The 23,335-nt window shown below is 49.1% G+C and carries 15 protein-coding genes; 8 read left to right on the top strand and 7 right to left on the bottom strand.

Translation table 11 applies throughout. The annotated features are described in order from the left end of the window. Positions 1-39: 39 nt before the first annotated feature. The 7 genes from FVR03_RS06590 to FVR03_RS06560 form a co-directional block, all read right to left on the bottom strand. Positions 40-1,494, bottom strand: coding sequence for a phytoene desaturase family protein (locus tag FVR03_RS06590; RefSeq protein ID WP_147920945.1), 1,455 nt, complete (start codon positions 1,492-1,494; stop codon positions 40-42). A gap of 226 nt (positions 1,495-1,720) precedes the next feature. Next, entirely contained in the window at positions 1,721-2,989 is a 1,269-nt protein-coding gene (gene soxC / locus FVR03_RS06585) for a sulfite dehydrogenase (RefSeq protein WP_147920944.1), read from the bottom strand. 120 nt (positions 2,990-3,109) lie between these two features. Continuing rightward, entirely contained in the window at positions 3,110-3,682 is a 573-nt protein-coding gene (locus FVR03_RS06580) for a c-type cytochrome (protein ID WP_147920987.1), read from the bottom strand. 383 nt (positions 3,683-4,065) lie between these two features. Then, a complete protein-coding gene (locus FVR03_RS06575) occupies positions 4,066-5,733 on the bottom strand; it encodes a hypothetical protein (protein ID WP_255474096.1) in 1,668 nt (555 codons plus the stop codon). Positions 5,734-5,884: 151 nt separating this feature from the next. Continuing rightward, complete coding sequence (locus tag FVR03_RS06570; protein ID WP_255474095.1) at positions 5,885-7,309, bottom strand: DoxX family protein; 1,425 nt, start codon at positions 7,307-7,309, stop codon at positions 5,885-5,887. Positions 7,310-7,355: 46 nt separating this feature from the next. Continuing rightward, positions 7,356-8,717 (bottom strand): RagB/SusD family nutrient uptake outer membrane protein, encoded by a 1,362-nt coding sequence (locus FVR03_RS06565; RefSeq protein ID WP_147920943.1) that lies wholly within the window; start codon positions 8,715-8,717, stop codon positions 7,356-7,358. Positions 8,718-8,772: 55 nt separating this feature from the next. After that, entirely contained in the window at positions 8,773-11,874 is a 3,102-nt protein-coding gene (locus FVR03_RS06560) for a SusC/RagA family TonB-linked outer membrane protein (protein ID WP_147920942.1), read from the bottom strand. A 798-nt stretch (positions 11,875-12,672) separates the two neighbouring features. Here FVR03_RS06560 and FVR03_RS06555 point away from each other — a divergent pair. The 8 genes from FVR03_RS06555 to FVR03_RS06520 form a co-directional block, all read left to right on the top strand. Then, on the top strand, positions 12,673-13,512 hold the full coding sequence (locus FVR03_RS06555) for a DUF481 domain-containing protein (RefSeq protein WP_147920941.1): 840 nt from the start codon (positions 12,673-12,675) through the stop codon (positions 13,510-13,512). Positions 13,513-13,709: 197 nt separating this feature from the next. After that, positions 13,710-14,171 (top strand): RrF2 family transcriptional regulator, encoded by a 462-nt coding sequence (locus tag FVR03_RS06550; protein WP_147920940.1) that lies wholly within the window; start codon positions 13,710-13,712, stop codon positions 14,169-14,171. A gap of 470 nt (positions 14,172-14,641) precedes the next feature. Further along, positions 14,642-15,388, top strand: a complete 747-nt coding sequence (locus FVR03_RS06545) for a DUF2490 domain-containing protein (protein WP_187270068.1) — start codon at positions 14,642-14,644, stop codon at positions 15,386-15,388. Then, positions 15,378-16,241, top strand: a complete 864-nt coding sequence (locus FVR03_RS06540; protein WP_147920938.1) for a sulfite exporter TauE/SafE family protein — start codon at positions 15,378-15,380, stop codon at positions 16,239-16,241. Before FVR03_RS06545 ends, FVR03_RS06540 begins: the two co-directional genes overlap by 11 nt. Before the next feature lie 1,402 nt (positions 16,242-17,643). Next, the gene (gene gyrB, locus FVR03_RS06535) at positions 17,644-19,605 is read left to right on the top strand and encodes a DNA topoisomerase (ATP-hydrolyzing) subunit B (protein ID WP_147920937.1); all 1,962 of its coding nucleotides are present in this window, start codon (positions 17,644-17,646) and stop codon (positions 19,603-19,605) included. An 897-nt stretch (positions 19,606-20,502) separates the two neighbouring features. After that, a complete protein-coding gene (gene bioB, locus FVR03_RS06530; protein WP_147920936.1) occupies positions 20,503-21,501 on the top strand; it encodes a biotin synthase BioB in 999 nt (332 codons plus the stop codon). A gap of 405 nt (positions 21,502-21,906) precedes the next feature. Next, positions 21,907-23,040 (top strand): aminotransferase class I/II-fold pyridoxal phosphate-dependent enzyme, encoded by a 1,134-nt coding sequence (locus tag FVR03_RS06525; RefSeq protein ID WP_147920935.1) that lies wholly within the window; start codon positions 21,907-21,909, stop codon positions 23,038-23,040. After that, positions 23,037-23,335, top strand: a 299-nt coding sequence (locus FVR03_RS06520) for an AAA family ATPase (protein ID WP_147920934.1), incomplete at its 3' end; no start/stop codon positions are given. The genes FVR03_RS06525 and FVR03_RS06520, both read left to right, overlap by 4 nt.

Genomic DNA, 23,335 nt, shown 5'->3' with positions numbered 1-23,335 from the left:
TTTATGTTAGAAAGTTAGAGACTGGTTTTTCATGAAAAATCAGCCAGCAGCTAATGGAATGGTCGGTTTTAATTTAAAAATGTCTTTTAATGCAGTTTTAGCTGCATGATAGCCACACATGCCGTGCACGCCACCACCAGGCGGTGTGGAGGAGGAGCAGAAATACAAGCCTTTAACAGGCGTGCGGTAAGGCGACAAGCTTAAGGTAGGCCGGGTATAGAGCTGCGCCAGGTCAATGATGCCCCCGTTAATGTCACCACCGATGTAATTGGGGTTATAGGCTTCCAATTCAATCGTGTTCTTCACGCTTTTGGCCATAATAATGTCGCGGAAGCCAGGCGCAAAACGCTCTACCTGCTGCTCAATAGCCTTTGTCATGTCTTTTGTAGATCCGTTGGGTACGTGGCAGTAAGCCCAGGCAGTATGTTTGCCAACCGGTGCCCGGCAAGCATCGAACAAGCTCTGCTGGGCTAGCAAAACAAATGGCTTCTCCGGGTGTTTCCCCTGTGCCGTAGCCTGCTCCGAAGCGGCTATTTCTTCAAGTGTGTTCCCTAAATGTATCGTGCCAGCCTGGCGGCAGGCAGCCGTAGAAAAAGGAATAGGTTCGCTCAACGCCCAATCTACTTTGTATACGCCCATCCCGTGCCGGTACCTTTCCAGTTGATTTTTATAGTTGCCAGGTAGCCGGTTACCGGCAATTTTCAGGAGTTGCCTGGGTGTTACATCGAAGAGCACAGCCTTTGCCGCCGGCAACTGGCTTAGTGACTGTATGTATTGGTTTGTCTCTATTTTGCCCCCCAGCGATGTAAAGTAAGATGCCAGTGCATTGGCTATGCTTTGCGAACCTCCTTTCGGCACCGGCCAGCCCCGCAGGTGCCCGGCCGCCATCAGCACCAGCCCAATAGCAGAGGTAGTGAGGTGAGAAAGCGGCTGAATGGAATGTGCTGCCATGCCTGCCCACAGTCCTCTGGCCTCTGCTGTTACAAATCGCTTTGAAATGTGCAGGGCAGAAGGCAACGCTTTCAGTCCGAAGCGGGCCATGGCAAAAGGGTGCTTCGGGAAAGGCAACGGCCCCAGCACATCGGGGGCAATAGCAGGCCAGTCCCGCACCAGTGGCTGCACCAGGTCCCGGTAGGCTTTTTCGTCCTGCCCGAACTGCTGCGCCGTTTCCTCCACCGATTTTCCTAATGTAGCCACTTTGCCTCCATCGAAAGGATGTGCCGCGGCAAGAGGCGGATAAATGTAGCGCAAACCATGCTCTTGCAATGGCAGGCTCTGGAAAAAGGGCGAACCCGCTGCCAGCGGATGAATAGCGGAACACACATCGTATTTAAAGCCCTGCAGATTAAGCTCTGCTGTTCGTAAGCCACCTCCTATGGTACTTTTACCTTCCAGCAGCAACACCGACAGTCCGGCATGTTGCAAGGTTATGGCAGCCGCTAATCCGTTTGGTCCGGAGCCCACTACCACAGCATCGTATTCGTATTTTTGCAAAATATTCTCTTTTAAATTAATAAGTAAAAGGACACAAGTATCACGACATAAGATACACGTCTTTTTTATCCATAAATCATTTGTATTCAATAGATTAAACCATTAATTCCTATGTATTAAAGTTTAATGTAATTTTGTCCTGATACTTATTACCCAGCTGTATCACACGTTTAAGCCTGGTATCTTACTACTTGTGACCTCTTACTTTATGTAATATAATCTAAATTTATCTCCAGGTTTCCGGCTTAAACAGCACTTGTCCGTCTCGCTTTAGCACAAAAGTTGTAATGGGGTTGAGATGGTAACCACCCATGTCCTCTCCTCTGGCAGCCAGCAGTTGCGCCAGCGTTGGCTGTACGTAACCTGTTTCGTCGGTAGCCCGGCTCATAATTTCGGTTGCGCCGCCCCGCCACTCCCACAAATGCCGGAACACGGTATGCGCCTTGTCGAGCACGGGCTCCTGCAGGCGAGCACACTGCCAGCTTTTACCTGCATCGGTACTTACCTCCACCTGTCTTATTTTGCCACGCCCGCTCCAGGCAATTCCCCTTATCTCGACCCATCCTTTATCGAGCTGCGTGGGATAGGCAGGGAACGTGATAATAGAACGGGCATCCATTTCAAAGCTGAACTGCCTGATTTTACCATCCCGCACAGGCTCAGAGTACTTCGAGGTTTCTTCGCGTGTCATAAAGGGCTGATCCGACAGTTCTATGCGTCGCAGCCATTTCACGCTGGTGTTGCCTTCCCAGCCAGGGAGCAGCAGGCGGGCCGGGTAGCCTTGCGCCGGGCGAATGGCTTCGCCGTTCTGGCCGTATACAATTAAAGCATCGTCCCAGCCTTTGCGCACGGGAATACTGCGGGTCATTACGGCGGCATCGGAACCTTCTGCCAGGAACCAGGTAGCCTTCGGCTTCACCCCCACCTCCCGGAATAGCGTCGACAGCTTCACGCCGGTCCATTCGCTCTGGCTTGTCAGGCCGCAGATTTCCTGGGGTGTCATGTTTTCACGGCCGGTGCGGAAGTTGCCGGAGCACTCCAGGAAACAAATTCTGGAAACCGCTGGAAAACGCTTCAGGTCGGCCAGTTTAAAGACCATGGGCTTTTCCACCATCCCATGAATCACCAGTTCGTATTTGGCAGGATCTATTGCTGGGATTCCGGCATGATGGCGCTCAAAGTGCAGGTCGGACGGTGTTATCATCCCGTGCAGGTCCTGCAGCGGTGTGCGGGAAGACGTGTCGGAGGGCAGGCGTACCAATTGCTCAAAAGGCGATTTCTGTCCTGCCTCACCAGGCGGCAGCCCCTGTATTTTAGTAGGGTCTGCCGCCGTGAAAGCAGCCTCCGGCAAACCTGCCTGCACCACCTTGCCTGCGGCAGATTGCACCAGCACCAGGGCAGCCGTAGCCGCCCCTCCAAGCATGGTGCGACGGCTCACTTTCCGGTAGAAAAGCGGCTCTTCCCCTTCTTTCAGCTTCACCAGATCATCGTTCATGTACTTTGTGTTTTATATTAATCGCAGCTGCTTGAGGCGCTGCAAATTTCATTTACTGCTTTTCTATTCGGCTTCAAAAATCTAAAGCTACTGCTACCTCCTTCATCAACTTACTGAACTTTAACGTACCTCTGCTCCGCCTTTTCTGTCGTCTGTTATGAAGCGTTCTTTTGCCGGCATTTGCACCTGCGGTAAGCTTTGTGCTGTCATCACGGCATCTGCTGGCAATATATTGTTGGCATGTAGCAGGTAGGCGGTTAAGCTATACACTTCATCAGGTGTAAGAGAGCCGGGAGCATTAAAGGGCATCGCCCTGTTAATATAGTCGTAGAGCGTGGTGGCATAGGGCCAGTATGTGCCAATCGTTTTACCATTGTTGCCTCTTGCACCGGCTGCTGTAACCAGTTTGTCGAAAGGACCTTCGGTGCCGGTGGCGCCATGGCAGGCAGCACATTTGGCTGCATAAAGTTTCCTGCCTGTCACTACGTCACCACTTCCGACAGGCAGCCCCCGCCCGTCTGGACGCACATCCGTGTCGAGTAAGGCGATTTGGCTTGCTGTGGCTGCTTTGCCGAAACCAAAAGTGGCCGGCCAGTCTTCTGTTTCGGCTATGGCTGCCGCATCACGGCTGTTCTGAAGCTCTTCTATAGCCGCATCTCTGCTCCTGCAGGCAAAAAGCAGCAAGAGGGGCATCAAGAGCAGTAAGCTTCTATTCCCGGATCCTCTCACGCGCTTTAAAAAGTTTGGTACTGATAACATTATAGTTTAAAAGAGCTGCTTTAGGAGCTTCGCCAAATTAAAAATCAGAAATTCAAAATTAGAAATGTTGAAAAGGTGCTTTAATGGTCCTTATAGAAGCATTTATTATCAGTTTTCATTTAGGAGCTGCTGAATTTATGTTAACAGCTTTACTTAAGAAAAAACTACCAGTAAAAAGACAGAAATTCCGATTGTCTTAAACAAAGAGAAAAGTAGCCCATCATTTTCTAAAGGTTTTTCCCTATTTATTTTACGTTAAATTACGCCGGTGCAGAGCGCCGGCGTAATCCCCTTTCTAACATTGACTATCTCACCAATCAATATTTTCCGGCCTGCAGCGTACTTTTTGAAAGCGCGTATTTCCTGTTTACCTTATCGAGCACTACATATAGGGAATCGCTGTTTTCGTTGATACCCGTTAGAATAACTCTGTTGCCATCTGTTGTCTTGTAGTGCAACACCATCCGGTTGCGTTCCTCGTTTCTCTGGGCTTCGGCAAATTCCCGGTCACGTCTGGTGGAGGCGGCAAGCGGGTGGATCACCTTATTTTCGTCGCCAATGTTAGCACAAGCCGTGGCTGGTATCCAATCGGCTGCGTTCAGGGCTAAACCGGCCTGCTGGTTTTTATCGGTGCTGAGGTTATTCTGGCCTCCGTCGCTGCGCACGTTGGCCACCCTGTTGCGGCGACCCTGAAACGGAAAGTATTTATCCTGCAGGTACAGCACATTCTCAATAGTGTCGGCATAGTAGTGGAATACCCGCTGCCCTCCGCCAACACCAGATACCTCAAAGGTCCGGTTGATGTCACGCATCGGGGAGCCTCCGCCATTCGACAGATCGAGCGGCACCGGGCGGTTCACCTTAAAGGTAAGCGTGGTCCAGTTCTCGAACGTGGCGCTCTGCCAACGCACCGTGTCCAGTGGCGAGTAAGGGATGAGCTGGTTATTGAGGCGAAACTCAGACACGGCAAAGGTGCCCCGCAACTCTTTTACGCCAGCTGTAGAAGGCTGTTTGTAAGGGTCGTACAGGAAATTGATGAGCTGGTAATAAAAGAACAGCCCCAGAAAAACAAACAGCAAACCCGCCTTTATACCCACCCGGGCATACTGCTGCCATTTTTTGGAGAAGGAAGGATAAAAATTAACGGGCACGGTAAGGCGCTCCTGAATAAAGAGACGGTACAGCCGCGGCACGTCCTGTGCCAGCAGGAAAGCTGACAGCAGCACGAAATAGGAGCTGTACACATGTACTCCGCCATCGTAGGCAAAGTTCACATACACAATATCGCCCAGCGCACCGAAAAGCAATATAGCTCCAATGGTGGTAGTGCGGCGGAAAAGCAACAGCGTACCTGCCGTTACCTCTACCACGCCTGCAAAAATCTGGTACCAGGGCACAATACCGATGGAGAGCCAGTATATTTTCTGCGCCGTTAAATCACCGAAACTGGTTTCCAGCAGTCCTAGCGAAGGGAAAGGCATCTGCACAGGCAGCACTTTGGTAAAACCAAACCCGATGATACCGATTCCTGCCCGATACCGCACGATGGTACGCAGCCAGTAGTAGAGCAGGTTATAATCTGAAGGCGAAGGCTTCCTGATTTTGTCTATTACCGTCCAGATGAAGCCACCGGCAAGGGCGACAAGAAACGTGATAATCCAGTTGGCATATCCGTTGAGCCTGCTGCCGAACAGCGTGTTCCCGAAAAAGTCGATACCGGAGCCGAAGCGGGCAATGTCGTACAAGTCGCGGTAGTGCAGGCTGGCCCAATCAATCGACACCATGTGCTTGTACCAACTGGCACTATTGGGAATGCAAAGGCTAACGAAGAAGATAAACGTTATCCTGAAAATTAACTTTTCGTACGCTTGCCAGGCTGGTACCTGCGGTCCGGTCGCAGCTGTTGCCTCCTTCGGCACCGGCTCTACCGCCAGGTGAGGCTTTGGTACTGCCAGAACTGGTGAATTTTCTGTTTTAGACATCATGTAAATAATTTATGTTCCGATAATTATTTGGTATTCTGCCGGCTCTCCAACGTTAGTCTGTGCAGCAGGCAATTCGTCAAACATGTTGACTGCTCTGGAAGGCTATTTTCATGCAAATAATTTGGTTTACCGCTTATGTGCCTGTTGCGCCTCAGAGTTTAAATTCTCCTCTTCTGCCGCCGCGTTTGTCTACCTCCTCAAGCAAATATTTCTTATCCAGTTTGTCCAGCACCACGTAAACAGAATCCTGCTGCTCGTTCACGCCAGACAGGATAATGCGGGTGGCGGCGGGGCGGGTGTATTTTAAGGTAAACTTCTCTCCCTGGTGATGCCTGTTCTTGTTTTCCAGCACCAGTACCTTTTGTGCCGTATCGACAGTGTATTGGTAATAATGCCGGCCGGCGGCACCCGCTTCTTCGTAAGGTCGGGCTTCCTGCTCGCCAGCTATTTCTTCTGTATCTGCCGTTTCCAGTTGCACCGGGCGGTTCGATTTTATGCTCAGTGTACTCCACTCCTCAAACACCACATCCTGCCAGCGCTGTGGGTCAGTTTTGGAGTATGGAATCGGCTGCCCGTTCAGGCGGAACTCGCTTACATTGTACAGGCCGGCAGCATTGGCCAAACCGGGCGTGGCAGGGTAATGATAAGGGCCGGTGCGGTAGCTGGCATAGGTCTTGTACCCGTACACAAACACAAAGAAGAAAATAAAAGCGGTTTTCAACAGCAGCCGGCTCGTTTTGAGGTAACCTGCCGTAAATACCGGCTTTAAGCTACTTGGTTTGGCCGGGCGCTGCAGCACGAGCAAATCGTACAGCCGCGGCACATCATACGCCAGCAGGAATAAGGCGATACTGATCAGGTACAAGCTATACACGTGCTCCCCCCCCTCATAGGCCAGGTTCGACATAAACACGTTGCCATGAAAAGGCAGGATAATGAGCAGCCCGATAATGGTGGTCTTGCGGTGAAGCAGGAAAAGTGCCCCCAGTATCTCTACCAGCCCCAGAAACGACTGGTAACCCGGCACAATACCCGCACTCATGGCAAAAATTTTCCAGGCGGTGAGATCGCCGTAGTTCGTGTTCAGGTTGCTGAGCGAAGGATACGGCATCTGCATCGGGAAAAACTTGATGAAGCCATAAGCCAGCAAGGCGGCCGCCAGCCGGTAGCGTAGCAGCACCCGCAGGCTGTAGTACAATCTCTTATAACCCTGGCTATCGCGATCGCGATAGGTCCAGAACGCGGCTCCGATAGCAGCCACCACAGCAATGCCAGCCCAATCGGTAAAGGTGCCGATGCCCCAGCCTGCGGCCTCTCCAGAGAAGAAACGGGGAGTATAGCGGCTGATGTAGAAGATATCGCGAAAGTGCAGGTCGAGCCAGTTCACAGACAGCAACTTTTGGAAATACTTCCAGTCCAGCGGCACAGCCTGCAGGAAAAAGTAGATGGCGAAAAAACGGAATGCTATCTTTTCTGTTTCACTCCAGCCTGTTCCGGACTGCCTGCCTTGCAGGTCTGGCGCAGTTTCAGCGACCTCTCGCTTGTGTGACGTATGCGGTGTTTCGACTGTAGCCATGTTTTTGTTTTTTTAAGTTTTAAAATTGCCGCGGCAAGGCAGCCTCTTAGTAACCCAGGTTCTGTTGCAGCGCCTTGTCGGCCAGCAGTTGGTCTATAGGAATGGGCAACACCAGGCGGTTTTCGTCGCTTATGTTGAGCACGGCAGGAGCGCGGCCGGTACGCACCAGGTCGAACCACCGATGCGGCTCCTGCGCGAATTCTACCCGCCGCTCATCCTCTATCGCCAGCAGCAGGTCTGCTTTGCTTGCAGCGGCTGCGCCTGCCAGCCCGGCCCTGTCGCGCACCGCATCCAGGTCTGCTTTTGCGCCTGCCAGGTTATCGCGCTGTGCCCGGGCCTCCGCCCGTATCAGGTACAGTTCGGCTATCCTGAAAATATAAGAGGGGTCGGATCCCGGTGTGCGGTAGTAGAGGGTGCCGTACCAGCGGTTCTGGTTGTCCTGGGCCACCAGCACATTCCGGTTACCACCTATCTCCGGGTTGTTTAGTAGGGCGATAACGGCATCGCTGGGTGCCCATTGCCGCGTGCCGCCGTTCGCCTGTGGCTGCCATTGGTTGCGATGGCCGTTCACCTCGGTGGTACCATTGTAAAACACCTCAAATACCGACTCCTGCGTTCCCCGCACATTACCCGCGAAAAAAGCGCTGTATGGCTTCAATAACCTGAAATCTGAATCACTGATCAGTTTGGAAGCAAACTCCTCTGCCTGCTCCCAATTCTGGCGGTACAGGTAATAGCGCGCCTTCAGGGCCCATACTGTTTTGCGGGTAGCCCGGTACCTGTCGGTTGTGAGCGACAGCAAAGGTTCTGCCGCCTCCAGATCGCTCAGAACCTGGGCGTACGTCTCGTCCACGGAGGCGCGGGCTATACCCCGGTTATCTGTTGGAGAAATAGTAGGTGCTGTAATGATCGGGACACCGCCAAAAGTGCGGGCCAGGTCGAAGTAGGCTAATGCCCTGATAAAATAGGCTTCCCCAACCAGCTGGTTCTTCTGCTCCTGCGTAAAGGTTGGATCGGCAACAGCAGGCACTTTGCTGATAACATTGTTTGCCCGGTTTATGGTACGGTAGATAGCCACCCAGGCACTGCCGATGGTGGAGTTCTCTGCGTTTACCTGGTGGTTGATAAATTCCTGCACCTGCGACTGCGAGCCCGTCCATTGCACATTGTCGCCGGAGAGGTAGCCGATCGACTGGAAGGATGTGCCATAGTAACTACCGCTGGCCAAGGCACTGTATACGCCCCTAACCGCTGTTTCAGCCGAAAGCTTGTTTACAATGGTCACCTCATCCGACACCGACTCAGCTGGCTTTACATTCAGGAACTCCTCGCAGGAGCTGAAACCAAGAAGCAGGAGCACGACCAGGAATTGTTTTTTTAGAGGCTGATACGCATATATACTTTTCATGAAATCAAGAATTAAAAATGTAAAAACTGTTTACCTTTTTGGCTGAAAAGCCCAATTAAAGAGTCAGGTTCAGGCCGAACTGCAGGGTACGTGGCTGTGGCGGCGTTCCTAAGTCGATGCCTTGTGCATTGGGCGATGAGCTGGCGCTTGATTCGGGATCTGCCCCGGTGTATTGTGTAAGCAGGAACAGGTTGGTGCCGGAGAAGTAAAGTCGCAGCGTTTCTAGGTGCAGTTTCTCTGTCAGGTTCTTCGGCAGGGTGTAGCCCAGGTTCAGAGAGCGCAGACGCACAAAGGAACCGTCTTCCAGCCAGCGGCTACCCCCATCGCGATAGTTGTTGATATTAATGCCATCTATGCGGGGCACATCGGTTATGTCGCCTGGCTGCTGCCACCTGTTCAGGTTGTTGGCAAAAATAACGCGGGCCTCATCGCGGGCCCCGCCTGCCTCGCCAAAGAAAGCATTATGGTTATATACTTTGTTGCCAAACTGGAAAGCCAGAAATGCCGAGAGGTCGAAGCCTTTATAGGTGAAGTTGTTGGTAAGACCACCAAAATATTTGGGCCAGATATCGCCCACAATCAGCCGGTCTTCTGTTGTAATCCGGCCGTCCTGGTTCACATCTTCGTACACGGCATCGCCTGTCTGTGGGTCTACGTAGAGTTGGTTATAGACCCAGAACGAGTACAGCGGGTGCCCTTCCTGCTGCAGAATAAGGTCGCGGCTGCCATAGCGCAAGGGGTTTTCCAGCTTCTCAATCTTGTTGATGTTGCGGGCAATGTTAAAACTGGTAGACCAGGTAAAGTCGTTTGTGTTGACGTTAACGGAGTTGATGCCCAGCTCAAAGCCTTTGTTGCTGATCTCAGCGGCATTGCTCCAGTAAGAGCTGAAGCCGGTGGTGGCAGGGAGCGGTATCTGGAGCAGCCCGTTGGTGGTGTATTTATGGTACACATTTGCCTCCAGGGCCAGCCTGTTGTTGATAAAGCCAGCTTCTAAGCCCAGGTTAAACTGCCGGGTCTCCTCCCACTTCAGGTCGGGATTGCCCAGTTGCTGTGGCGCTGTACCCGGATTATCCTGATAGGGAGTACCGCCTGTCCAGAGGCCTTGGGCCGCAAAGTTGCTGATGCCACCCTGGTTGCCGGTAATACCGTAGCTGGTTTTTAGCTTCAGGTCGCTCAGCGCCTCCACATCCCGCAGGAAGTTCTCTTCTTTTACACGCCAGGCAGCGCCAACCGCCGGAAAATAGCCCCACTTATTGTTTGCCCCAAAGCGGGAGGAACCATCTGCCCGGAAGCTAATATCGAGCAAGTACTTGCCGCCATAGTTATAGTCTATTCTGGAGAAGAAGGAAGCCAGCGTATTGGCAGACCAGCTTTGGGAGCCGAGCGTTGTGGCAGCTGAGGAAATGATTTTGAACTCATTGTTAGCAAAGCCCCTGCCCTCGGCGTAGGTGCGGGAAAGCACGTCTTTCTGCAGGGTATTTCCCACCAGTACGCCTAGTGTATGTTTCTCGCTCAGCGTCTTCTTATAAAACAGCGTCTGCTCGTTTAGCAGGCTGGAATATTGGGTGAGGCTGGAGGTGGCCAGACCTCCCTGACTTCCTTCAATTAAGAAGGTGTTCCAGTACTCCGACTCGTCGTAATTATTATAATCTACGCCGAAGCTTGTTTTAAATTTCAGGTTTGGCAGCAGTTCCGCCTCCGCATACAGGTTGCCAATGTAGCGCAAGCTGGTGGTGTTTACATCGTAGTTCTCCAGCAGCAGCGTTACGTTATCGAAACCGGCCCGGCCAACAAGTTCACCGCTCGCATTGTATGGCGACAAAACCGTAGGCGAGTGCAGGGCCGCCTGCAGCAGCCCGCCGCGCGGACCGTCTCCTGCCCTGCCCTGGTTGCGCACGGTCCTGGAGAAGGAGTTGCTGGTTCCTACTTTTACCTTATCGCTAACGTTCTGGTCGAGGTTTACTTTAAAACTGGCCCGTTCAAACCCGATTGGCTTTAAAATGGATTCCTGGTTCGTGTAGCCCCCGCTGATATAGTATTTAGTAGTGCTGGTGCCCCCACTCAGGGATAAGTCATAGTTCTGGATAGCGGCCGTCCGGAATACCTCGCTTAACCTGTCGTAAGTCTGCTGCTCTTCCGGCAGCCCCCTGCCGCCTTCCGCTACCGGGCGGTAAGGCCTGTTTGCTTCTGTCCTGTTCAGCGCAGGATTATCCAGGCCGGTATTGACCCAATGCTCATTTACCAGTTCGGCATGTTCCGGACCTGTGGTCAGGTCCCACAGCTTTACCGCTTTCGCCCAGCCATGAGAGGTATTGAAGGATATTTTTGGTTTCTGATTGTAATTTCCACGCCTGGTTGTTACGATTACCACACCATTTGCTCCCCTTGCCCCATAAAGGGCTGTTGCGGTAGCATCTTTTAGTACCTCAATACTTTCAATATCGGAAGGATTAATGTCTGCTATAGGAGAAGTAGCCTTGCCGCCAGTATTTAAGGTTTGGAGGCTGTTACCGTTGATGAACACCCCGTCTATTACATAAAGCGGATCGTTACTGGCGTTGATGGAGGTAGCGCCGCGCACACGAATGTTAGAGGCCTCTCCCGGCACACCCGTCGGAGAGGAAATCTGCACGCCTGCCACCTTGCCCTGCAACTGCGCATCGAGGCTACCTACGGCTATTCCTTTTGTCTCTGATGGATCTACTTTGGCGATGGAGCCAATCAGGTTTTTACGCTCCTGCATTCCATAGCCCACTACTACCACCTCACTCAAGGCCCTGGCATCTTCTGACAGGCTTACCCGCAGGCGCTGCTGCCCGGTATAGGCCAGTTCCTTTGTCTGATAGCCAACATAAGAGAAGACAAGGGTGCCGTTGTTTTGGTTTAATGGCAGGCTAAAGTTGCCATCGAGATCAGTAATAGTACCTGTACTGCTTCCTTTCAGCACTACTGTTACACCTGGCAGCGGCTCTCCTTTAGCAGAAGTCACCTTGCCTGTGATAGGGTTTTGCAGTGGTTGCAGTTTAGCTTGAAGGTGTATAGTTGCAGAAAGAGAAGTCGGTGTATGTAAAGTGGCGTTTGCTGCTGCCGGGCCTGCTACATTGGCGGCTGCCAACAACAGCAAAACCTTACTACTTTGTAGTAGTAAATTTTTCATAATTGCTAAATTTGTGTGTTAGTATTTATTACCTGCTTTCCCGGCCGGTGCCTGTACCAGAGGCACTAAAAACCGGGAAAGCTTTTTTAGTCAATACAGCACCTGTACACCTTTGCTGCAGGCATACACACTGTGTTAAACATGTTCTTTATCGCTGGAAAAAAATCCAGAAGGAGAACCAGGATTTTACATTGCGACTGTGTACCAGACAGTATCAGCGAAAATCTGGGTAAATTTATTCTGAAACTTGTTAAGAAGAGAAATAGAAATCAGCAACAACAGCAGATGCGGTTCTGCATTAAAACTATGTCGTTTGATTCGAAAGTTGACAAACCTTCATGTGATCTGATTGAGTATATATTTTTCATTGGCTTTATTTTTTCTGGTAGCTTATAACGGTAGCACTAATTTTTATTTTATAGTCTATAGAAATAGTAGACAAATATATAATAATTTTTAATCAACACCAATTTTCAGGAAAATTATTGATAACATTTTTAATTATTGGTTAGTCAAGTATTCAATCATCAAATAATTTAGTTGTGTGCTACACTAAGTGCCATTAAATTATTTTAAAGGTTCTGGAGCGATTATTCTAATGAAATTGGCCTTCCAAAGGCTTTTTGTCTGAATTAGGATTAGTGGATTAACAGGATTTTCTTAAAGTTTCAGGAAGGAGCTTCTCGTCCACAAGATCCTTGGCAGGATGACAACTGTGCTTTGTCGTACACACCCTCAAATCCATGATAAGCGGTAACATTTTTTTGCATATAGCCGGGTTTTCCCGACCTTCGGGTAATGAGAAGAATTGCATCCACCCTACTCGCATCACTTTCTGTACTGCTTGCCGTTTTTTGTAGCGCACCCGCTGCTTTTGCACAACAACCCGTTGTGGTACCACCTTCGCCACCAGTTCCGGCACAAGACACTCTTCTGGCTCCCCCACCCGATAGCCTGGTAGTGCCGCGTTTTGTACTCATCGACTCGGTTAGCTACCGCTTTATCGGCGACGGTAACTTTAGCTGGGGCAACGTAGACCGTAGCCTGGTGGTGCTGCGCACCGAGGCAGTTTTTGGTGGTCCGGCTATAACCATTACCACCAACCCACGGTTTGCCTATGGGCGGCAAAACCAATTGCTGGCGGAGCGGGAGTGGTACACCGATATGAACATTGAGGTACTAAAGCAAAACAAGATATACGGCTTTGCCATGGGTACGCTGGAGCGTAGCAACCTGCGGCGCATCGACCTGCGGCAATTAGCAGGAGCAGGTGTAGGATTTAAGCTTCTGAAAAACGAAAGGCACGAATTATCTTTTACAAACGCCATTATACACGAATCTACTAACTTTCGGGAGAGGCCTACCATTGTAACGCAACGTAATTCTGCGCGTCTTCGGGGTAAGCACTCTTTCCAGAACAAACGCATCCGCCTCTCCCACACCACCTTTTTCCTGCCATCGCTCGAAGACTTTTCGAACCTGCGCTGGAACACGATCATCTCAGTAGAATTACCATTGACAAGGTGGGTAACCATTAGAAGCAACTTCGAGAACACCTACGAAAGCATTGTGGAACCAGGCCGCAAAAAAAACGACACCCGCGTTACCTTCGGATTTTCTGTTGGTAATAAACGTTAAGAAGTAAATAGTTATGAATTGGCTGCGTTGCACCTCCGAAGTGCAACATTCCCAAAACAACAATCAGTAATCAACTATTCAGCAACGCACAATCAAAAAATGCTGCGGAGGTGGGGCCAAGCCGGGGCGGAAACTATTAATTTTCGGATTCCCTTTCATTTCCGTAACTTTGCAGGCAACACCAAAAGGAACTTTTCATGCTTTCAAAAAAAGCAAAATACGCTCTTAAAGCACTCGTTTATCTTACAAAGCAACAGCAAGCCGGGTTAGTCAACATTTCTGACATAGCCGAAAAAGAACGGATACCGCGTAAGTTTCTGGAGGCAATTCTGGTTGACCTGAAAACGAATGGCATTTTACATAGTGTGAGGGGCAAGCGAGGTGGTTATTCTTTAGCCAAGGAACCCTCTGAGATATCGGTTGGCAATATTATCAGGATGATAGATGGACCCTTGGCACAAATACCATGCGTAAGCCACCTATACTACCGCAAGTGCGACGAGTGCCAGAACGAGGCGACCTGCGAAATCCGGATTGTGATGAAGAAAGTGCGCGATGCTACAGCCGCTATTCTGGATACCACTTACCTAACCGATCTCGAAGCACTTCATGCCTTTTTAGAAGAAGAGTCTAAACAACCTATTGATTTCCAGATTTAACACTTCTCTACCTAGTGCTTCGCCAAATTAAAAAATTATGATGGCGCGAGTGTTCTCGCTCGTGCTTACTATTCTGCAGCCTCCGGCCTCCTTAAAATTCCTTTGCAGAGGCATAAAATCTTAAGTAATTCAATTGGAGGAGCACTAGTAGTTGCTTTCACCTACTAATGGAGAGGCAGAGAGAAGCACCTATAAGTGCTGCGCTAAATAAAATCCTCCAAACAAACACAGGCTAATCTGTTTCTTGGCTGTATTTTACTGTTTGTTAACAAATTAAGCCCTTATCACCCTAATATTTGTTATTAGTTTAAGTATATTCCGGTTGCTATAGACAAACAATTACAAAACTTAAGCGCTTAAGCCTTTAGCCTGGACTCCCCTGAAGTAAACAAAAATATTTTTAAATGTTTGTCTACCTCTTTAATAGATTTAATATACATTGCGTTAAAATTAGCTTTCACACCTGCAGTATGCGGATTTTGTTCTTGCTTTTATTTTTTTTTCCGGTTCTGGTGCTGGCACAGGTGCAGCCAACTAAAAACATACAGCGGCAGGATTTGCTTTGGGTGCGCTACCAGAACCAGCTTACTATTAGCCCAAAGCTACTGCTTCAGACTGAAATAGATAACCGTATGTTCCACTCGCCCATGAAGCAACACCACTTGGTAATGCGAACACAGGGGAGGTACATGGTGGCGGAGCACTTGCAGGCAGGCTTGGGGATTACGTATGCCCTGCAGTACCCCCAGGACCCCAGGTCTACAAGCGACCTGGTTGTGCCGGAACTGAGGGTGCAGCACGATATAACCCTGAAGCAGAAACTTGGGAAAGCTAACCTGAACCACCGGTACATGCTCGAAGAACGCTTTATCAGGAAGGTGGAGGAACAGGACCTGCTGCCCGGTTATAATTTTAACTTCAGGTTCCGATACAGATTGCAGGTTGAGGTGCCGCTTGTAAAAAAAGAGACCGAGGACCTGGGGCTGGTAGTCTATGACGAGGCCATGCTCAACTTCGGGAAAACCATCGGCAAGAACGTGTTCGACCAGAACAGGATGTATGCGGGTGTAAAGTGGGGTGTTACAGAAGCGCTTGCTCTGGAGTTAGGCTACCTGTACTGGTTTCAGCAACGCTCCTCAGGAGTCGATTTTTATAGTAGAGAAATAGCACGATTAAGTATTTACCATAAAGTAACCTTAAAAAGGAATGACAAATAAAATTTCACTAAAGCACATTGGACGGCTGATTATAGCACTGAAAGTAGGCTTGGTTATTTTTCTGGCGCTAAAAGTGCTGGTGTATAGCGATACCAGCTACAGCATAACCTTCGATAGCACCTTTCTTATATTTGTGGCAGCCGGCTTTCTGGCCCAGATAGTAGACGGAGCACTGGGCATGGCCTATGGGGTAAGCTGCTCTTCGCTGTTGCTCTACTTTGGAGTATCGCCGGCTGTAGCGTCGGCCAGTGTGCACACAGCAGAGGTTTTCACAACAGGAGTGTCGGGTTTGTCGCATCTCTTTTTAAAGAACGTAAACACAAAACTATTCCTCAAGATTGTGATTCCCGGTGTTATAGGGGCGGTTATCGGGGCCTGGCTTATCTCCGATTATTTTGATGGCAACATGGTGAAACCTTATGTGTCGGGTTACCTGCTCCTGATTGGTATGCTGCTCATTGTTAAAAGCTTCCGGAACATTAAACCGAAAGAAGAAGTGAAGCGGGTCTCGTTATTAGGCTTAACCGGTGGCTTTTTCGATGCAGTTGGCGGCGGCGGCTGGGGACCAATCGTAACTTCAAACCTTATACTACAAGGTAAAACACCCAACGAAACCATTGGCACTGTTAACACTGCCGAATTTTTTGTAGCCTTCTTCAGCACAGGAGTCTTTCTTTTCTTTGTTGGCATCGATAGCTGGCAGATTGTGCTGGGCCTGATTACCGGTGGCGTAGTGGCTGCCCCGATCGGAGCGTTTATGGCTAAAAAGATAAAACCTAAAACCCTCATGCTGATGGTTGGTATCCTGATAGTTGCCATCTCCAGCTTCACGATTTACAAAAGCCTGATGTAAGCTTACATAGATTTTCAGATGTGTACATACGAGCGCCCGGACCTGTATAAGTCCGGGCGTTTTGTCTTGTAGCCTTCTACTGTTCTTTGCCGGCTAGTCCTGCATAAATAGTCCTTTATCTGCTTCACTTTTCACTGTTGCCGCCTGTTTTCACCGGCAACATTCCTGCATTGGAACAGAATACACAACAATTTAACCTTTATGCTACACGAAGTGCATGCACGTAAGTTTTGTCGGATAAATAAATCTCTATTTCAATATCAGATTACAAATTATTCTAATAAAAATAGCCTTCCTAAGGATTTTCATCTGAAATGTGCCAAGGGTCTACCCAATAAATCTTATTTGGATGCATGCACTACGAGATTAATCTAATGAAATTGGCCTTCAAAAGCATTTTTATCTAAAAACAGCCAAGGGTAGTACGCATTGCCAGAAATAAAAAAAGCCCTACCTTTTCAGGTGGGGCTTTCGCTGTAGGGGAAGGAATCGAACCTCCACGAAGTAGTTAGGCAAAATTCTTTAGTTGATTAAAAAATATAATTGCTTTATCCCGGATTCTCCACCCCCGAGAGAGGAGGGCTTGTCTGCCAGTTTCAACACCCTACAGTGTCTTTATGTGCTACAAATATAAAGCGAAGTTTTTTAACATTCAAAATATTTTAATAAAAAATATTTTACAATGAAAATAAAGCAAAAAATAACCGATAAATTTAAAAAACTTCAAACAACTAACTCTTTCAAGCGATTTCATTAAAAATTTATCAAAACTAATACCCGTTAGGCTATTTTCGAAAACTACCTTTTGTTTCTGTTTATTATTTATTAATGAAGCTTCTGCTTTACCAGTCTAAAATACCATTTGCAGGTACTTTATCTAGCTAATTCATTCAGAATGAACAACCTAAACAACGAAATTCCAAACTAACACTATGAACTGTGACTGAACCTTACTGCATATAAAGTTTTACCTCTTCAATTTTAACAGAACGAAAAGTCGTGTGTCTAAATACTTATATCCTGTTTAAAGTAAGGTATTCAAATCAGGATTCTGATTATTCAGGATACTTGCTACCACTTGCAGCAACGTCTACCAGTTACCTTTTATGCTATGAAGCAGCAGAGACACCAGCAAAAGAAGCTAAAGGAACAACCCCTCCTGTTGGCAAAAGATACATTATAGCTCCTCCCCTTCCTGCTCTAACCTTGATTTGATACCTGCAACTAGTATAGTGGCATAAGAGGCACCTAAAGCCTTAATTTGTTGTTATAGAAAGGTTAGGCTCAACTGAAGCCGACACTGCGATTGCGCCTGCATAAAACAGCAGTTGTTGGTTATAAAAGTATAGCTAAAACGAAATTAAAGTGGTAATTTTACCTATTAATGTATCTTTTTACACACATGAGTGAAGTGGAAGAAAAACAAGTAGCAAATAATTATTCAGCAGATAGTATTCAGGTGCTGGAAGGGCTCGAAGCAGTCCGCAAGCGACCTGCCATGTACATTGGCGATATTGGTATAAAGGGCCTGCACCACCTGGTGTGGGAAGTAGTCGATAACTCCATCGATGAGGCCATGGCCGGCCATTGCGACGAAATTTCAGTTACCATAAATCCCGATAACTCCGTTACCGTTTCCGACAACGGGCGGGGCATCCCAACTGACTTTCACCAGAAAGAAGGCCGCTCTGCCCTGGAGGTAGTAATGACGGTACTGCACGCCGGAGGTAAATTCGATAAAGACACCTATAAAGTATCGGGAGGTTTGCACGGCGTAGGGGTTTCCTGCGTTAACGCGCTCTCTACCGACCTGCACGTAACAGTACACCGCAACGGCAAAATTTTTGAACAACACTTTAATATTGGCGCGCCGCAGTACCCGGTGCGCGAAATCGGTGTTACAGACAAAACCGGTACCACGGTGCAGTTTAAGCCTGACGGCTCTATTTTCACCACCACCGAATATAAGTACGATACCATCCAGAGCCGTATGCGGGAGCTTTCGTTCCTGAACAAAGGCATCCGGATTAACCTGCAGGACCTGCGCGAACTCGACGAAGAAGGACAGCCATTGCTGACAGATTCATTTTTATCGGAAGGTGGCTTAAAGGAGTTTGTGGCCTACCTCGACGAGACCCGGGAGAACCTGATACCGGAACCTATACACGTTGAAAGCGAGAAAAACGGCGTTCCCGTAGAAATTGCGCTGCAGTATAACACCTCCTACTCAGAGAATATTTTCTCTTACGTAAACAACATCAATACCATCGAAGGAGGCACACACGTGGCCGGTTTCAGGAGAGCACTTACCCGCACCCTGAAAAGCTACGCCGAAAAATCGGGCATGCTCGACAAGGTGAAGATTGATATTGCCGGTGATGACTTCCGGGAAGGTTTGACGGCTGTAATCTCAGTGAAAGTAGCAGAGCCGCAGTTCGAAGGTCAGACCAAAACCAAACTGGGTAACTCAGAGGTTTCGGGTGCTGTGGATGTGGCAGTAGGAGAAATGCTGAACGAGTACCTGGAAGAACATCCAAGAGAGGCGCGTATTATTGTGCAAAAGGTAATACTGGCGGCACAAGCTCGTTTTGCAGCCCGCAAGGCCCGCGAAATGGTGCAGCGCAAAAACGTGCTTTCCGGCACCAGCTTACCTGGTAAACTCGCCGACTGCTCCGATAGCAACCCGGAGAACTGCGAACTCTACCTGGTGGAAGGTGACTCAGCGGGTGGTTCTGCCAAGCAGGGCCGCGACCGTAAGTTTCAGGCCATTCTTCCGCTTCGTGGCAAGATCCTGAATGTGGAGAAAGCACAGGAACACCGCATCTACGAAAACGAAGAGATCAAGAACATGATCACGGCTCTTGGCGTGAGCTTTGGCACTCCCGAAGACGACAAAGCCCTGAACATGCAGAAACTGCGTTACCACAAAGTCATCATCATGACGGATGCGGATGTAGACGGATCACACATTCGTACGCTGATTCTCACCTTCTTCTTCCGCTACATGAAAGAGCTGATCGAGAATGGCTATATCTACATTGCACTACCTCCGCTTTACCTCGTTAAAAAAGGCAAGGAAGAGCGCTACTGCTGGAGCGAGCAAGATCGCCTAGATGCCATTCGCGAAGTAGGTAAAGGACGTGAAGACACTGTGAACGTACAGCGTTACAAAGGTCTTGGAGAGATGAACCCGGAGCAGCTCTGGAACACCACCATGGACCCTACTTCCCGAAGCCTAAAGCGTGTATCTATCGACTCTGCCGCAGAAGCCGATCACCTGTTCTCTATGCTCATGGGCGATGAGGTAGGCCCACGCCGCGACTTTATAGAACGCAATGCCAAGTACGCCCGCGTAGACGTATAATTTTATTAAAACAACAAATGTAAAAAGAGCCAGCTATACCAGCTGGCTCTTTTTGTTTTTACACGACCTCTTAGCTCGACTTTAGCATTTTTAGAAATCAAGAACAGCCAAACAGTGAATTATATGCTATTGGCATTTCTATTTCTGAATGTCGGGTAAATTTATAACATGCAAAAATTAAAAAGTGCTTTAATTACGCTCTGAAGGCATTCTTTTTCTGTTTTCAAAAATGTTAAAGTCGAGCTTAGTGTTTCCCGAACCTGAAGGTATTACCAGGTAAAGCCATAAAACAGCCGGTTCTCTACGGCTACTACAGAGCGAACACCGTTCAGCGAGTGGGGGTGCAGGAGCCCTCTATTTGGCGGGTCTTGATTTTTTAGGTTCTGTTTTTATTAAGACAAGAAGAATAAAAGCATAAGCAATAAAACAGGCACCTGGTGCAGCCAAAGAGAGACTAGCAACTCAGCTCACTCAGGCTACAAAGCCAGTAGCTCTTGCAGAAGGCTCTCGCCCACAAGATCCCTTCTGGATGACAAAACTGGAGGATCTTGGCAAAACAATGGAAAAAATGAAACACCAACCCAAATCTCAACCGGCCTTACTCCTCTCCTAATCAACTCCCGATAGAAAAGGAAATATCTCCCTTCTTGCCCTTAGTATAAAATCCATAAAATCCTTTCAGAAGGTCATTTTCATTAGAATAATTCTGCCGAAGGTTTTGGTGCAGGCAACTCAGCTGCGGCTTCCCGAAAACTTACAAACAAATTAACAAATGGCTTTTCCACCGCCAAGCTCCACTATTTTAGTATATTAGCTAATTATCCACTTTCGCAATAGGCAAAACAAATTTTTATTGTTGAATCTAGAGATTACCTTCGCATTCTAAACACGAGTACCATGACGCAAAACGGACAAAAAACAGACCTCCGCAACAACTGGAGTCTGGAAGAGATAAAGGCTATTTATTACAAGCCCGTACTGGAGCTGATCGTTGAAGCTGCCACTGTGCACAAGCAATACCAGGCCACCGGCGAAGTACAAGTATGTACCTTGCTTTCGGTAAAAACAGGTGGTTGCCCGGAAGACTGCTCTTATTGTCCGCAGGCTGCCCGGTACCATACAGGTGTGGATGTGCATAAACTGCTGAGCAAGGATCAGGTGCTTACCTCGGCGCAACGTGCCAAAGAAGGCGGCTCCACCCGCTTTTGCATGGGCGCTGCCTGGCGTGAGATCCGAGATAACCGCGACTTCGACCAGGTACTGGAAATGGTGAAAGGCGTAAACGAACTGGGGCTGGAAGTATGCTGCACCCTGGGCATGCTGAACGAGTACCAGGCGCAACGCCTGAAAGAGGCCGGCCTCTACGCCTATAACCACAACCTCGACACCTCAGAGGAGCATTACGATAAAATCATAACCACCCGCACCTACAACGACCGCCTCGACACACTTGAGCACGTGCGCGAAGCAGGTATTTCGGTTTGCAGCGGTGGCATTATTGGCTTAGGCGAGACAGACGAAGACAGAATCGGCATGCTGCATACGCTCTCCACGCTGCCGCAGCACCCCGAGTCGGTACCGGTTAATGCGCTGGTGCCGGTAAAAGGCACGCCATTGGCAGAGCAGCCGCGTGTGTCGGTGTGGGAGATGGTACGCATGATCGCCACCGCCCGCATCCTGATGCCGCAAGCGATGGTGCGACTTTCGGCTGGTCGCGAGCAGATGAGCGTAACGGAGCAGGCCCTTTGCTTTCTGGCAGGTGCTAACTCCATTTTTACCGGCGAAAAGTTGCTGACCACCCCTAACCCTGATTTCGACACTGACAAAGCTATGTTTGAGCTCCTGGGCCTGCAACCACGCCAGTCGTTTAAAGAAGTCGCAGCAGAAACCTGTTAAATTTCTGGAGCTTCTATTTCTGAAGGCATTTGATAACAGGTGCCCTGATCCTGCGTCCGCTAAAAAGTAACTGCACGATTCGGCCTGGTAATTATTTAAATGAAAATAGCCTTCGGAAGGAGTTTCGTAGAATTTCATCCAAAGGTCTAAAGCCCTTGTGTTTAACTGTAGCTGCTTAAACAGCTACCTATAACCTATAGGTGGCGACACAACTTAGAAGAAATCAGCATTTGATTTTTCCAATTTTACAGAAAAAAAAATAATCCTATGGCATGTGTCCTGCGTCTTGTGACCTATTGAAGATGGCAGTGCAATATCGGATTCCGAAAGGTGAAGACATAGATTAAAGGAACAAACAACGAAAGGTAAGAGCATCTACTATTTAACATCTGGCAATTGGTAAACATGTGGAAGGCCTTAGAAGAGAAGTTAGCCGGTAAACTGGCAGAGCGCGAAGCCCAGGGAAACCTACGGCAGCTCCGGTTCACCGGCAACCTTACCGACTTCTGCTCAAACGATTACCTGGGCCTGGCAAGGTCTGAGAACCTGAAGCGGCTTATACAGCAGGAATCGGAAAAATATTGGCAGCTCCCCATTGGTGCAACCGGCTCCAGGCTTCTGTCTGGTAACTGGCCCCTGATGGAGGAACTGGAAACGGAGATTGCCCGCTTCCATAAAGCAGAAGCTGCCTTGCTTTTTAATTCGGGTTACAGTGCCAACGTGGGGCTGTTATCGGCGGTGCCGCAACGTGGCGACACTGTTTTTTACGACGAAGCCAGCCATGCCTCGCTTAAAGATGGCATGCGGCTTAGTTTTGCCAAATCCTACTCCTTCCGGCACAACAGCCTGGAAGACCTGCGTCAAAAGCTGCAGCACGCCAGCGGGCAGGTGTTTGTGGTAGTAGAATCGGTGTACTCGATGGACGGCGACCAGGCTCCCTTAGTGCAACTGGTGGAGCTATGCCAGGAGTTTAAGGCCGCTTTAGTAGTAGATGAAGCACATGCAATTGGCTTATACGGCCCCAACGGCGAAGGCCTGGTAGTGGAGTTGGGGATGGAAAAAAAGGTTTTTGCCAGAGTATTGACCTACGGCAAAGCCATGGGTTGCCATGGAGCAGCGGTAGTAGGTCCGGCTGTGCTGCGCCAATTTCTGGTGAACTACAGTCGCGCTTTTATTTATACCACCGCGTTGCCGACTCACGCTGTTCTGGCACTTAAAGGTGCTTACCAGCTGCTGCCTACCCTGCATCAGGACCGGGAGGAGGTAAAGCAACTGTCGGCTTATTTATTTAACCAGTTAAATGATATAGAAACAATTAGCTGCACCCCACAAAACAGTGTTATTCTATCTGTTTTTGTGCCGGATGCGCAGCAGCTGAAGCCCCTGGCTTTGGCATTACAGAACCAAGGATACGACATTCGCCCGGTCATGAGCCCTACCGTTCCGAAAGGAAGCGAACGGTTACGGCTCATTGTCCATTCGTTTAACACTCAACAGGAAATTGATGGGCTTGTAGGCGCCATTAAGAGACACACATGAAACGCTACTTTGTAACAGGCATCGGAACGGACGTAGGCAAAACAGTTGCCGCTGCCATACTTACCGAGTCCCTCCAGGCAGATTATTGGAAACCCGTGCAGGCCGGAGGCCTCGATTTTACTGACACCGACACTGTAAAGAGTCTGGTGACGCATGAGCAGGCAGTATTTTTTCCGGAGGCTTACCGCCTTAAAATGGCTGCCTCCCCGCATCGTGCTGCGGCAGCCGAGGGCATCGAAATAGATGTAAAAAACATTAAACTCCCGCAAACAGACCACAACCTTATTGTAGAAGG

This window comes from Pontibacter qinzhouensis (assembly GCF_008017455.1).
GTDB classification, from domain to species: Bacteria; Bacteroidota; Bacteroidia; order Cytophagales; family Hymenobacteraceae; genus Pontibacter; species Pontibacter qinzhouensis.
The sequence above is the reverse complement of the archived record's forward strand: the minus strand, read 5'-3'. Positions and strand labels throughout refer to the sequence as shown.

Bases quoted from the DNA above. Each gene is read 5' to 3' on its own strand.
- gyrB (WP_147920937.1), top strand. From the start codon at position 17,644: ATGAGTGAAGTGGAAGAAAAACAAGTAGCAAATAATTATTCAGCAGAT.
- bioB (WP_147920936.1), top strand. From the start codon at position 20,503: ATGACGCAAAACGGACAAAAAACAGACCTCCGCAACAACTGGAGTCTG.
- FVR03_RS06540 (WP_147920938.1), top strand. From the start codon at position 15,378: ATGACAAATAAAATTTCACTAAAGCACATTGGACGGCTGATTATAGCA.
- FVR03_RS06545 (WP_187270068.1), top strand. From the start codon at position 14,642: ATGCGGATTTTGTTCTTGCTTTTATTTTTTTTTCCGGTTCTGGTGCTG.
- FVR03_RS06565 (WP_147920943.1), bottom strand. From the start codon at position 8,717: ATGAAAAGTATATATGCGTATCAGCCTCTAAAAAAACAATTCCTGGTC.
- FVR03_RS06525 (WP_147920935.1), top strand. From the start codon at position 21,907: ATGTGGAAGGCCTTAGAAGAGAAGTTAGCCGGTAAACTGGCAGAGCGC.
- FVR03_RS06570 (WP_255474095.1), bottom strand. From the start codon at position 7,309: ATGGCTACAGTCGAAACACCGCATACGTCACACAAGCGAGAGGTCGCT.
- FVR03_RS06580 (WP_147920987.1), bottom strand. From the start codon at position 3,682: ATGCCCCTCTTGCTGCTTTTTGCCTGCAGGAGCAGAGATGCGGCTATA.
- FVR03_RS06550 (WP_147920940.1), top strand. From the start codon at position 13,710: ATGCTTTCAAAAAAAGCAAAATACGCTCTTAAAGCACTCGTTTATCTT.
- FVR03_RS06560 (WP_147920942.1), bottom strand. From the start codon at position 11,874: ATGAAAAATTTACTACTACAAAGTAGTAAGGTTTTGCTGTTGTTGGCA.
- soxC (WP_147920944.1), bottom strand. From the start codon at position 2,989: ATGAACGATGATCTGGTGAAGCTGAAAGAAGGGGAAGAGCCGCTTTTC.
- FVR03_RS06555 (WP_147920941.1), top strand. From the start codon at position 12,673: ATGAGAAGAATTGCATCCACCCTACTCGCATCACTTTCTGTACTGCTT.
- FVR03_RS06575 (WP_255474096.1), bottom strand. From the start codon at position 5,733: ATGATGTCTAAAACAGAAAATTCACCAGTTCTGGCAGTACCAAAGCCT.